The following is a 12968-nucleotide window of genomic DNA, read 5'->3' on the forward strand; positions in this document are numbered from 1 at the left end:
CGGTTCCATCGACCGATTTCACTCCTGCTACCACTCGCCCCCACGAGTTCTTCATGATTCGCCTGTCGTTTGCTCTTTTGTTGCTGACGTTACCCGCCACCGATTTGATCTCAGCCGATCCGCCCACCGTTGTCAGTTGGGAGACGCACCAGTTGTCGACGCAGTTCTTCAGCGAAGGAGCGACGGTCGGCGATTTCAATCGCGATGGCATCGCCGATGTCGCATCGGGACCCTTCTGGTACGAAGGGCCTGACTTCAAAGCACCACATCGGTTTTACGCCCAAGACGCCTTCGATCCCCATGGCTATTCGAACAACTTCTTCGCTTATACCGACGACTTCAACAACGACGGTTGGGACGACATCCTGATCTTTGGCTTTCCCGGCAAAGATGCGTCGTGGTTTGAAAACCCGAAGGGGCAGGATCGATTTTGGCCGCGTCACAAAGTGTTGGACGTCGTCGAAAACGAATCGCCAACGTTCGCCGATCTGACCGGCGATGGATCTCGCGAGATCGTTTGCAGTTCGGGAGGCTTCTTCGGTTATGCCGAGATCAACCGCGACGATCCGACAGCGCCGTGGAAGTTCCATAAGATCAGCGACCAATCGGCGGGCGGCCGGTTTACGCACGGTTTGGGCGTTGGCGACGTCGACGGCGATGGGCGGATGGATCTGTTGGAGAAGAGTGGATGGTGGCAGCAACCGGCATCGCTCGACGGAGATCCCGTTTGGAAAAAGCATCCCTTTGAATTTGCCCCCGGCCGCGGCAGCGCTCAGATGTTTGCATACGACGTCGACGGCGATGGCGATCAGGACGTGATCACTTCGTTGGACGCTCACGGATATGGACTGGTCTGGTATGAACAGCTCGACAGCGCCGCCGGTGGAACCGCTTCGCCGTCATTCGAGAAGCATACGATCCTCGGCTCCAAGACGAGCGAAAGTCCGTTTGGAGTCCTCTTTTCACAGCTGCATGCTATCGATTTGGTCGACGTCAATGGCGATGGACTCAAGGATATCGTGACCGGAAAACGCTGGTGGGCTCATGGTCCGCGAGGCGATGCCGCACCCAACGATCCGGCGGTTCTGTATTGGTTCGAACTGACGCGCCCCGGCGGCGACGATGGCGATGTCGTCTGGGTGCCTCACCAAATCGATGATGCTTCGGGAGTGGGGACCGATGTCCGCGTCGCCGATCTCAACGGCGACGACGCTGTCGATGTGATCGTCGGGAACAAAATGGGGACGTTCGTCAGCCTGCAACGACGCGAGTCGACCGATGCGGCGACGCAGGCTCGCCAACAACCGCGACCGCTGTCGATGAATGCGCGCAGCGCTAGCGATGGCCTGCCGACTAACGAAGGGCTGTCGCCCGCTGATGCCGCGGCGGCGATGACGGTTCCCGAAGGCTTCCGCGTGCAATTGGCGGCCGGTGAGCCGATGGTGCATCAACCGATCGCGATGACCTTCGATGCTCGCGGCCGATTGTGGATCGCCGAAGCCCACACCTATCCGGTCCGCGCCGCCGAAGGGGAGGGGAAAGACAAGATCATCATCCTCGAAGACATCGACGGGGACGGCGTCTTCGACAAACGGAAGATCTTCGCCGAGGGGCTGAACCTGGTCAGCGGGATGGAGGTCGGATTTGGCGGCGTGTGGGTTGGTGCCGCTCCTTACTTGATGTTCATTCCCGATCGCGATGGCGACGACAAACCCGATTCGGAGCCACAGATTCTCTTGGACGGCTTTGGATATCAAGACACGCACGAGACGCTCAACGCCTTCATCTGGGGCCCCGAAGGCTGGCTGTACGGATGCCACGGTGTCTTCACGCATTCGAAGGTCGGCAAACCGGGGACTCCCGAAGATCAGCGGACGCCGATGAATTGTGCTGTCTGGCGATACCATCCGACGCGGCACGAGTTCGACATCTTCGCTCGTGGCACCAGCAATCCTTGGGGCGTCGATTTTAATGAGCATGGTCAAGCGATGATCACCGCCTGTGTGATCCCGCATATGTTCCACATGATCCAAGGGGGCCGCTACCAACGTCAGGGCGGACAACATTTTAATCCCTACGTTTACGACGACATTAAAACGATCGCCGACCACGCACATTACGCCGGCAATATTCGCGATCACGCTTGGTGGGGACGCGACGCGGCGGCGGATCAAACCGACACCAACGCTGCCGGCGGTGGGCACGCTCACTGCGGCGCGATGATCTACCTGGCGGACAATTGGCCGGCGCAATACCGCGGTTCGATCTTCATGGCGAACATTCATGGCAATCGGATTAACAACGACATCCTGCGACGCAACGGCAGCGGCTACATCGCCTCGCACGGCGCCGACGTGCTGTTTGCCAACGACCGTTGGTTCCGCGCCATCAACATGAAATACGGCCCCGACGGCAGCGTTTATCTGATCGATTGGTACGACAAAAACGCTTGCCATCGCCGCGACATCGAGGTTTGGGATCGTACCAACGGCCGCGTTTATCGCGTCGCGTTTGGTGGCACCGATCTTCCCCGACCGACCTTTCACGACGCGTCGCTGCAGGAATTGGCGACAGCGCACCGCAGCACCAATGAACACCATGTCCGCACCTCGCGGCGGTTGCTGCAAGAAAGGTTCGCCGCTGACGCGGGGTTGGCGAGTTCTCCTGAGGGAGCGAAGGCGATCGGGCTGTTGCGTGAACAAGCGTTTGGCAGCGACAGTGTCGAGGACCGGTTGCGAGCGATCTGGACGTTGCATGCGGTGCAGCAGTTGACCGAAGCGGACACGATCGCGTTGTTGGACGAGCGTGGCCATCGATCGGAATACCTCCGCGGTTGGGCGATCCAGTTGGCGCTGGAGGACTTGGAAGTCAGCGATTCGCTGTTGCAGCGTTTCAGCGAAATGGCACGCGGCGAGCAATCGGCGTTGGTGCGTCTGTATCTCGCATCGGCGCTGCAGCGTCTTCCATTGCAGCAGCGTTGGGAGATCGCGGCGGGACTGGTTTCGCACGGCGAGGATGCGCAGGATCACAATCTGCCCAATCTGATCTGGTACGGGATCGAACCGTTGGTGCCAAACGATACGACGCGGGCGCTGGCGTTGGCGAAGGAGACGCGGATTCCCAAGGTCCGGCAATTCATCTATCGCCGTGCCGCTGCGGATGTCGATAGCATCGGTCCGCTGTTGGCTGAGCTGGGAAAAACGGACGACAAGGCGATGCAAGGGACGATCCTGAACGAAGTCGTTGCAGCGATCAAGTCGCAGGGACGGCTGAAGATGCCCCCGGGTTGGCCCGCCGTTTACGCAAAGTTGTCGGCGAGCGAAGACGCCAAGATTCGAGAGCAAGCGCAGCTGATCACGGTCAAATTCGGCGACGTGTCGATCTTCCCAGTGCTCCGCGAAATCGCAGCGAATCCAAAAGCTTCGCTCCCACAGCGAACGAGCGCGTTGGACGCTTTGCTGACGGGAAAAGATCAGGCGTTGGTGCCGACGCTTGTCGGTTTGCTGGACGATCAAGCGCTGCGAGGCAAAGCGATTCGCGGGCTGGCGCGGTACAGCGATGACACGATCGCTGACGAACTGTTGCAACGCTATCCCGCCTTGGATTCCGATTTGCGGAGCGACGCGGTTGCGACGTTGGCTGCTCGAACCGCTTGGGCGGATCGTTTGATCGACGCAGTCGCCGCGGGGAAGGTCGATCGACAAGAGCTTTCGGCGGCGACGATCCATCAGATCCAATTGCTCAGCGACGCCAAGCTGTTGGAAAAAGTGCAGCAGACCTGGGGGACGATCCGGTCGATGTCGGCTGATAAGAAGCAGCACATCGCGGCTTGGAAAAAGCGGCTGACGCCGGAGGTTTTGAGCAAAGCGGATCGCTCGCATGGACGCCTGGTCTATGACAATACGTGCGGCAAATGCCATCGATTGTTCGGATCGGGAGGCCAGATCGGTCCCGACATCACCGGCAGCAATCGAGCCGACTTGGACTACACGCTGTTAAACATCTTGGATCCCAATGCCTTGGTCGGCCGCGATTATCAAACCACGATGGTCGTGACCTTGGACGGGCGAGTGATCAACGGGCTGCTGAAAGAAGAGAACGAAAGCGCTATCGTGTTGCAGACCGCCAACGAACGCTTGGTGATCGACCGCGATGATATCGACACGCGTCAGCTGGCTGAAACATCGATGATGCCCGAGGGGCAGTTGGATCAGATGAAGCCGGACGAAGCCCGCGACCTGATCGCTTATCTGGCCAGTGCCACTCAAGTTCCTCTGCCCGGTGAAGGGCCGTTTCTGGATGAGAAGACGGGCCGCGTTGCGGGTGCGATGGAAGGGGAATCGCTGCGTGTGATCGAGAAGTCGGCGGGAACCACACGTGGCCAGCAGATGGGAGCATTTAAAGCGGATCGCTGGAGCGGCAACGATCACTTGTGGTGGACTGGCGCGAAACCGGGGGATACGCTGACGCTGAACCTGCCGGTTGAAAAAGCGGGAGAATACGACGTGTTTGTCGCGATGACCAAGGCCCGCGACTATGCGATCGTCGACTTTGCCGTCAACGCCGCGGCGGTTCCTGGCAAGCACGACCTCTATCACGGGAACAACGTGATTTCGACCGGCCCGGTTTCCCTGGGTAGACACCGTTTGAATCAGGGGGACAATACGTTGCAGGTGTCGATTGTGGGATCACATCCCGACGCGGTGAAAGGTTTTATGTTCGGATTGGATTATGTCTATCTGAGCGACAAAGAGATTTCGGAATAGTCCGCGCGGAGAACTCGCTTGACGCCATCGGTTTTGAATCGCCCCGCCAACCAAGTCGATCACAATCAAGTGGCTTGGATTCGCAAGCTGGAAGCCCGCGCGTCGGCGCGTTACGCCTGGCACTACGAACCGGTCATGGCCGCGGGCAAGCGACGTCGGTTTGCCTCGGCAACCTGTCCCGACGATCTCCTTGTTGCTGCGACTAAGCGACAGGAAGCGGGGGAACAGGGAGTCGAAGAACCGTTTTGGGCGACGGTTTGGCAGGCAGCGGTGGGACTCGATTGGTTCATCGAAACGTTTGATCTGCCTGGCCGCCAGGTGCTTGAACTGGGAGCCGGAACGGGCCGTGCTGGCCTGGCGGCGGCGCTCCGCGGTGCGGAGGTGACGATCACCGACGGGATGACCGATCCGCTGTTGCTGGCTCAGCTGTCGACTTGGGATCTGCCCAATTGCCACGTCCGCCGCTTGCGATGGGGCGAAGAGCAATTGGACCGCAAGTTTTCATTGATCCTCGGTTCCGACGTGACCTACAACCGCAAGTTCTGGACGGAGTTGGAAGTTGCGATGCGGCAACATCTGGAGCCCGGCGGAGTGATCCTGTTTTCGGATCCCTGCCGTTTGATCGCCAATGAGTTTCGCGACTGGATCGGGCCGCGCGGCTGGTCGTACAGCGAGAGCCACGTGCCACATTGCCAAGACGCCCACCGCAGCATCCGCATCATGCAACTGCGCCTGTCCTAACAACGCACCGACCCTGACGCGCTGGAGTCAAGGCTTCAGCCGATCGACACGCGCAGGGCGACGCCCCCGTCGTTTAACCGCGTGCCCATCGGGCCGCGCGTTTCGAGAGTTCGATACTGACGCGCGGGGCGTTGCCACCGCGGTTAAACGATTGTGTCGGCGTGCGAACTCGTTTAACCGCGTGCCCATCGGGCCGCGCGTTTTTGGAGCGAGACTCGGACGCGCGGGGCGTTGCCACCGCGATTAAACGATTGTGTCGGCGTGCGAATTCGATTAACCGCGTGCCCATCGGGCCGCGCGTTTCGAGAGTTCGATACGGCCGCGCGGGGCGTTGCCGCCGCGGTTAAACGATTGTGTTGGCGTGCGAACTCGTTTAACCGCGTGCCCATCGGGCCGCGCGTTTCGAGAGTTCGATACTGACGCGCGGGGCGTTGCCGCCGCGGTTAAACGATTGTGCCGGCGTGCGAATTCGTTTAACCGCGTGCCCATCGGGCCGCGCGTTTCGAGAGTTCGATACGGACGCGCGGGGCGTTGCCACCGTGGTTAAACGATTGTGTCGGCGTGCGAACTCGTTTAACCGCGTGCCCATCGGGCCGCGCGCTTCGAGAGTTCGATAGGGCCGCGCGGGGCGTTGCCACCGCGGTTGAACGATCGGGATCGTACTTTCACACCAGCAGCTTCGGCAGCAGATCGGCTAGGCGATCGATCTGCTCGACGTCGTTGTAGGCTTGCAACGAAACTCGCATCAGACGCGTGTCGGGTTTGGGGCCGGGATAGATCGGGAATTCGAAGCCGTGTTGATCGCGGAGAATTTTTTGCAGCGGAGCGTCCGAGATGGGCAGCGGCAACGCGACCAAGCTGCCGAGCATCGCATCGGGAGCTGGCGGTTCGATGTCGAGCGCCGCACACAATCGATCGCGCGACTGCAATGCCATGCGATGGTTCGACTGCATCAGTTCCGCGATCCCGCCGGGAAACAGCGAGTCGAGGAACTCGATCGCGGCGGGAACCGCCAACAACGGCGAGGGATCAAACGTGCCGGTCCAATCGAATTCGCTGATGAAGCGCGAGCGGCCATCGATCGCACGGTTGGCAGCATGGCTGATCACCGTCGGCCGCACCTGTGCCTGCAGCTCTGGCTTGACCCACAAAAATCCGGAGGTCTTTGGCGCGCAGAGCCATTTGTGGTGATTGGCGGTGTAATAGTCGACGCCGAGTCGCGGCAGATCGATCGCGAGCATTCCCGGTGCGTGAGCGCCGTCGACAAGCACACGCACGCCGCGTCGGCGGGCGACGTCGGCGATCGCTTCGATCGGGAAGACCAAGCCGGTCGGACTTGTAACGTGGTCGATCAAAAGCAACCGTGTGGCGTCGTCGATCGTCCGCCCGATCGCGTCAACGACTTCGTCGGGACTTGCGATCGGAAACGGGATCTCAGCCACTCGCACCTCCGCGCCGCAGCGCTCGGCGGCGTAGCGAACGGCGTTGCTGCACGCGTTGTAACCGTGATCGGTCACGACGACGTTGTCGCCCGGTTTCAGGGGGAACGATTGCACGACCGCGTTGACGCCGTCGGTGGCGTTGCGGACCCAGGCGATGTCGCGTGCGTCGGCATTCACAAGCTGTGCGATTACTTCGCGAACACGATCCAACTTGGGCAGCAGTTCGCGTTCGGGAGCAAGGAACTCGATCGGATCGCTTTCCATCGCGTCGCGGAATCGACGTTGGGCTTCCAGGACCACGGTCGGTGTTGCACCAAAAGAACCGTGGTTGAGGAAGTCGATCGCCGGATTCAATTGCCAATGCTCGCGGCGATGTTGCCCGGTCGCGCTATCGTTCATGGTGTTCCTTTCTGAATCGGTCCGAATCCAAGATGGTCGCAGATGGTCGCCTTTCGCTCCGCGAAAGTGCGGACGGAAAGAAAAATCAGGGTACGCACTTTCGCGGAGCGAAAGGCGACCATACTAGCACGAAGCGCGAGCGAGTGATTTCACCCGGAACACTCGCTTGCGCTTTTTGATGTTGCGCCGATGGATGCTTTAGTCAGGCGAGGCACCGGTATTCCTGGGATAAAAGCTCAGTGTAGCGTTTCCTCAGTGTGCGGAGGCCGTGGTTGGTTTTTAGCCGTCGCAGATGCCACTGGTGCTCGCGATAGCGAATGCCTAACAACAACGCCTCGCGGACGGTGTAGCTGCGAGCGTGCTTCCAGCATTTGCGCTGCCGATCGTCGATTCGGCGATCAGCCAGCTTGCGGCGACGAGTCCATTCCAGATAGCAGAACGTGATCAAGACGATCCCCATCCAGCTCTCGACCGCCTCGAAATCTTTGAAGCTGTACTGGTTCATTCCCAGCGTGCTCTTGAGTTCTTTAAAGAACAACTCGATCTGCCAACGTAGACTGTACAGCTCACACACCTGCCGAGCCGACAAGTGCTTTGCATTGGTCATCAACAACTTCGTCCCTTCACGTTGAATCTTTTTGCCAATCGGCTTACTCGAGGAAAAGACGAGCATGACCATGCCCACATTGTGGACCTCGCTTCTCTCGCTGTGGACGTGATACGTCCGAGTTGACTTCGTCCCGTCGCGGCGGAGTGCCGTTCGGTGGCAGGAGGCTCGACGCTGAGCAGCGTAAGGCCCCGAACCGATCGAAAGACGAATGGTTTGGAAACGTGATGCAGGAAGTTGTTCGATTCGCAAACTCACACGAGGCCGCTTGCCGTGCTTCTTTGCAGAGAAGACGCGATTGGTGTTGACCGGAACGATCCAGAAATAGCCTCGCTCCTGGCAAGCCGCACGCACGCATTTGGCGTCAAATGCGGTGTCTCCGAGCACAAGTCAGTTCGATGCCGGCGGGTACCTGCGCGTCGCAAATCAACTGCGCCGCAAGCTGCGCCTGCGTCCGATGTTTGATCTTGTGGGCCTTCGCATAAGGCTTGGTGTAGTACGGCAGCCACATCGGTACTCGTAGTCCATCGGGGGGCAGCAGCAATGCGAACACGAAACAGTGGCAACTCTTTCGTTGATACTTGTACTTGGTGTAGCGGCGATTCTTGGCTGGTCGTCGCTTGGAGTTACCGGTGCTGAAGGTGTTTTCGATGGTCTGGCCGGCAGTGGCGACGAGCGTTGAATCGAGCAGCAGGAGATAGCGGCCGTTCCAATCCTGATCACGAAGCATCTTTAGGGTTATCGCCGCGAGCAAATCGGCGATCGCCTGCCGGTACCGTTTAAGGAAGCGTCCGGGTTGTGCCCGATGCCGCGGTTTTCCCTCGATGGCGGAGGCAGCAGACATGCACGAGTTTCGACCGTGCCGCGTAAGAATAGCGATTAAGAATCGCAGCAGCATACTTCGAAAGTGAGCAGAAACCTGCGTGTTCGGCAGAAACGACTTGATCGCGGGGAGGGAATCTTCCATGATTGCCATCGGTGAGCTCCTGGGCTTTGTTTGTGTGGTAACTCACAAACTCAGGATGTCTCACCTCTTTCTGCAATACCAATTTTCGCTAGCAACCCCATCAACGCGCAACATCAAAACTTGCGCGTCGTGCTAGTATTGCCATCCCCCAACTTCGTTTAACCGCGTGCCCATCGGGCCGCGCGTTGGGGCTCCAGGTAGCGCGGGGCGTTGCCACCGCGGTTAAACGACTGCTCTCGATCGAGCTTGTGTGACCGCCAACAATGGCACTTACCCCTCGCGAAAATTGCTGAACTGATTCGGCAACAGCTCGCTCAATGAAATCCGCTGGGTGATTTGGCGGGTCGACGCTTCGACCAGCACGATTTCCAACGCCGCACCAAATTCGATCAGGAACTGTCGGCAGGCGCCACACGGCGAGACGCTGCCGGTTGTTACCAGCACCAAGGTTTTGAATGCGCGTTCGCCCGCGGCGACCGCAGCGCTAGCGGCCGTTCGCTCGGCGCAAAGGGTCAGTCCAAACGAAACGTTTTCGACGTTGCAACCTCGGTAGATCGCTCCCGATTCGGCCAGCAGAGCCGCACCGACTTGGAAGTTGCTGTACGGTGCATACGCTTGTTGGCGGACGTCGCAAGCGACGTCGATCAACGGAGTCAGCGGATCGGGATCTTCGGCGGCAGGCTTAGCGTCGTTAGGATTCATGGTTTCTTCGATTCGATGCGTTGAATGATCAATGGCCGCGGCGCGACAACTTCATCGGCGATGATAAATGCCTGCTGCAGTTCCTTCGTCCAGCGTTCGGCTTGGTCATCGCTGCAGAAGACGAAGCCGAGTGGTTGCCCCGATTCGATCCGTTCGCCGATCGCGACGTCGACTTGCACACCAACCGCCGGATCGATCGAGTCGCCGGTGCTGCGACGTCCGCCTCCCAGTTCGACCACGCATTGGCCGATCGTCGAGCACTCGATCGCGCTGACAAATCCCGCCCGCTGCGTTACGATCGGGTGCTTTGCTGCGACGGGCAGATGGCCGGAGATCCGGCCACCTTGTGCGGCGATCATCTTTTCAAATCGCTCCATCGCCGAACCATCATCCCAAACGCGTTGCAGACGCAACAGGGCCTGGTCGCGCGATTCGCAGGCCTTCGCGGCGAGCAAGGCTTCAGCCGATAACTGAAGCGTCAGTTCGCGAACTTCCCGCGGCCCCTCGCCTCGCAACAGGTCGAGGACTTCGTTCACCTCCAACGCGTTGCCGACAGCGCGGCCCAGCGGTTGATCCATATCGGTCATCAACGCCGTCACCGGCAGCTGCATTTCGCGGCCGGTCTCGACCAGCGAGTTCGCCAGTCGCATGGCATCGGCTTGCGATTTCATAAACGCCCCCGAACCAACTTTGACATCCATCACCAACGCGTCCAACGACGCTGCCAGCTTCTTGCTCAAGATGCTAGCCGTGATCAACGCCGCCGATTCGACAGTCCCCGTGACATCGCGCAGACTGTACAGTCGGCGATCGGCCGGCGCCAACCGCTCGCTGGCGCTAACGATATGGCAGCCGACCTCCTTCAGAAGAAGGGCGGATTGATCGAGATCGAAGTTGCAGCAGAACCCGGGGATCGATTCGAGTTTATCCAACGTGCCGCCGGTCAGGCCCAACCCGCGGCCGCTGATCATCGGAACCTGCACGTCGCAGCAGGCCAACAACGGAGCGAGGATCAAGGAAACCTTGTCTCCCAAACCGCCGGTGCTGTGCTTGTCGACTCGCGGAACGCTTGAAGAGTCGCGTGGCAAGGTTTCGCCACTGGCCAACATCGCCGCCGTCAACGCCGAGATCTCCTGCGGCGTCATGCCTCGCAAACAGATCGCCATCGCCATCGCCGACATCTGCGGATCGGAGACCTCACCGCGCATGAAGGCCTCAATGAACCAAGTGATCTCGGCGTCGTTCAACGGATGTCCATCGCGTTTCTTCGCGATCAATACTGCGGGGATCAATCCATTGCCTCCATTCGTAAAATCGACTCGATTCAGCAGCCTGTCCAGCACCCGTTATACCACGCTTCGCGTTCGTTTCGCACGCTGAGAAACGAACGCCAAGCGTGTTGGCGGCCCCCAAAAGATTGTCCTCCACATTGCGAGTGGCATAAAATGCACTCCAGGGATCGTCTCTTCTCGAAAACCGAAAGGCTGGTACAACGATGTCAAAAGCGGAGTCCAATCACAACGGAGCGGCGGAGTCACGGCGACCGATGGCCAACCTGTCGATCGGGGAATATTTGATCCGACGACTCAGCGATTATGGAATCGAACATCTGTTTGGGATCCCCGGCGACTACGTCCTGTCGTTCTACAGCATGCTGGAACAGAGTCGCTTGAAGGTGATCGGCTGCACGCGAGAGGACTGCGCCGGATACGCCGCGGATGCGTACGCCCGACTGCACGGCATGGGCGCTGTCTGCGTGACCTATTCGGTCGGCGGACTGAGCGTCTGTAACAGCATCGCCGGTGCGTATGCCGAAAAGTCGCCGGTCGTCGTGATCTCCGGAGCACCGGGGATGAACGAGCGGAAGAACAATCCGCTGCTGCACCACAAGGTCCGCGACTTCCGCACCCAATTGGAAGTCTTCCAAAAGGTGACGATCGATGCACTGGAGTTGACCGATCCATTGACCGCCTTTGCCGACATCGATCGGGCGCTCGATGCCGCCGACCGCTTCAAGCGACCGGTCTATATCGAACTGCCGCGCGACATGGTCCACGCCGTCCCGCCGATCACGCATTCGTTCCGCCAGCCGACGTGGGAGCCCGACGTCAAAGCGATCGACGAAGCCGCCGCCGAAACGGCGCAGCGGATCGCCGCTGCGGAGCGTCCCGTGATCGTCGCCGGTGTCGAACTGCATCGATTCGGATTGCAGAACCAATTGGTCGAATTGGCGGAAAGGATGCAGATCCCGATCGCCACGACGATCCTTGGTAAAAGTGTGATCAGCGAACACCATCCGTTGTTTGTCGGATTGTACGAAGGGGCGATCGGCCGCAACGAAGTGACCGAGTTTGTCGAACAGAGCGATCTGATTCTGCTGTTGGGCACCTTTATGACCGACATCAATCTTGGCATCTACACCGCCAATCTCGATCTCGACAAATGTGTCTACGCGACCAGCGAAGCGTTGCAGATCTCGCATCACCATTTTCATAACGTCGCGCTGGGCGAGTTCCTCGACCGGCTGAACTCCTTGGACCTGAAGCCGACGACGCGAACGATTCCCGATGCGATCACCTTCCATCGAGACCGCGAACCGTTTGAGATCGAACCGACAGCACCGCTGCGGATCAGCCGCTTGATGTCGCGACTGAACACCTGTTTGGATCTCGATACCGTTGTGATCGCCGACGTCGGAGACGCACTTTTTGCGGCGACTGAATTGGTGACTCACGATCGCGGCGAATTCCTCAGTCCCGCCTATTACACTTCGATGGGCTTTAGCGTTCCGGCAGCGGTTGGTGCCGCGGCGGCGAGGCCCGACCATCGCGTGGTCGTATTGGTTGGCGACGGCGCGTTTCAGATGACCGGCTGCGAATTGTCGACCTTGGTCCGCAATGGGTGCAGCCCGATCGTGATCGTCTTGGACAACCACGGTTATGGAACCGAACGCTATCTGCAAGCGGGCGACTGGGAATACAACGAGATCCAGCCGTGGGCCTATCACAAGATGCCCGAACTGCTCGGTGGCGGTAAAGGATTTTTGGTCGACACCGAAGCGGAATTCGACGCGGCGCTGTCGGCCGCTTGGGACGATCGATCCCAGCCGACGATCATCCAAGCCCGGCTGGTGGAAAACGACGCCAGCGAAACGCTGAAACGTTTGGGACAACGAATGGGCGAAAAGGTTGCCGGTCGATAAGCCGGTTTCAATAGTCGTCTTTTGCGAGAGCCCAGCCAGTCACGGTTCGGCTGGATCTCGCTGGTTACCGATCACAGATCGAAGCCCCCTCTCCGATCAGCCATTGCGACACGACGGCGCTGTTCTCGAGCGAGTCGCAGTG

General features: G+C 59.4%; 8 protein-coding genes. 3 read left to right on the forward strand and 5 right to left on the reverse strand.

Annotation, left to right across the window (positions count from 1 at the left end):
- The first annotated feature begins 53 nt into the window (after window positions 1-53).
- Entirely contained in the window at window positions 54-4766 is a 4713-nt protein-coding gene (locus tag CA51_RS09195) for a PVC-type heme-binding CxxCH protein (RefSeq protein WP_145119868.1), read from the forward strand.
- Between the two features lie 18 nt (window positions 4767-4784).
- Window positions 4785-5507 carry a protein N-lysine methyltransferase family protein gene (locus CA51_RS09200; protein ID WP_231746087.1) on the forward strand — a complete coding sequence of 241 codons (723 nt, stop codon included), beginning with the start codon at window positions 4785-4787 and terminating at the stop codon, window positions 5505-5507.
- A 665-nt stretch (window positions 5508-6172) separates the two neighbouring features.
- Here the strand turns inward: CA51_RS09200 and CA51_RS09205 are convergent.
- From CA51_RS09205 to CA51_RS09225, 5 genes are all read right to left on the reverse strand, one after another.
- Complete coding sequence (locus tag CA51_RS09205; protein ID WP_145119870.1) at window positions 6173-7348, reverse strand: aminotransferase class V-fold PLP-dependent enzyme; 1176 nt, start codon at window positions 7346-7348, stop codon at window positions 6173-6175.
- 202 nt (window positions 7349-7550) lie between these two features.
- On the reverse strand, window positions 7551-8342 hold the full coding sequence (locus CA51_RS09210; RefSeq protein ID WP_197451706.1) for a transposase: 792 nt from the start codon (window positions 8340-8342) through the stop codon (window positions 7551-7553).
- On the reverse strand, window positions 8320-8931 hold the full coding sequence (locus tag CA51_RS09215) for a hypothetical protein (protein WP_145119875.1): 612 nt from the start codon (window positions 8929-8931) through the stop codon (window positions 8320-8322). The genes CA51_RS09210 and CA51_RS09215 overlap by 23 nt, the downstream gene beginning before the upstream one ends.
- 261 nt (window positions 8932-9192) lie before the next feature.
- Entirely contained in the window at window positions 9193-9624 is a 432-nt protein-coding gene (locus CA51_RS09220) for a cytidine deaminase (protein ID WP_145119877.1), read from the reverse strand.
- A complete protein-coding gene (locus CA51_RS09225) occupies window positions 9621-10916 on the reverse strand; it encodes a thymidine phosphorylase (protein WP_145119879.1) in 1296 nt (431 codons plus the stop codon). Before CA51_RS09225 ends, CA51_RS09220 begins: the two co-directional genes overlap by 4 nt.
- Before the next feature lie 203 nt (window positions 10917-11119).
- Here CA51_RS09225 and CA51_RS09230 point away from each other — a divergent pair, with 203 nt between their 5' ends.
- Window positions 11120-12826, forward strand: coding sequence for an alpha-keto acid decarboxylase family protein (locus CA51_RS09230; RefSeq protein ID WP_145119881.1), 1707 nt, complete (start codon window positions 11120-11122; stop codon window positions 12824-12826).
- The last annotated feature ends 142 nt before the right edge of the window (window positions 12827-12968 follow it).

This window comes from Rosistilla oblonga, from assembly GCF_007751715.1.
GTDB lineage: Bacteria > Planctomycetota > Planctomycetia > Pirellulales > Pirellulaceae > Rosistilla > Rosistilla oblonga.

Excerpts from the sequence above, each read along its gene's own strand:
- CA51_RS09195 (WP_145119868.1), top strand. The coding sequence starts at position 54 with ATGATTCGCCTGTCGTTTGCTCTTTTGTTGCTGACGTTACCCGCCACC.
- CA51_RS09230 (WP_145119881.1), top strand. The coding sequence starts at position 11,120 with ATGTCAAAAGCGGAGTCCAATCACAACGGAGCGGCGGAGTCACGGCGA.
- CA51_RS09205 (WP_145119870.1), bottom strand. The coding sequence starts at position 7,348 with ATGAACGATAGCGCGACCGGGCAACATCGCCGCGAGCATTGGCAATTG.
- CA51_RS09220 (WP_145119877.1), bottom strand. The coding sequence starts at position 9,624 with ATGAATCCTAACGACGCTAAGCCTGCCGCCGAAGATCCCGATCCGCTG.
- CA51_RS09215 (WP_145119875.1), bottom strand. The coding sequence starts at position 8,931 with ATGGCAATCATGGAAGATTCCCTCCCCGCGATCAAGTCGTTTCTGCCG.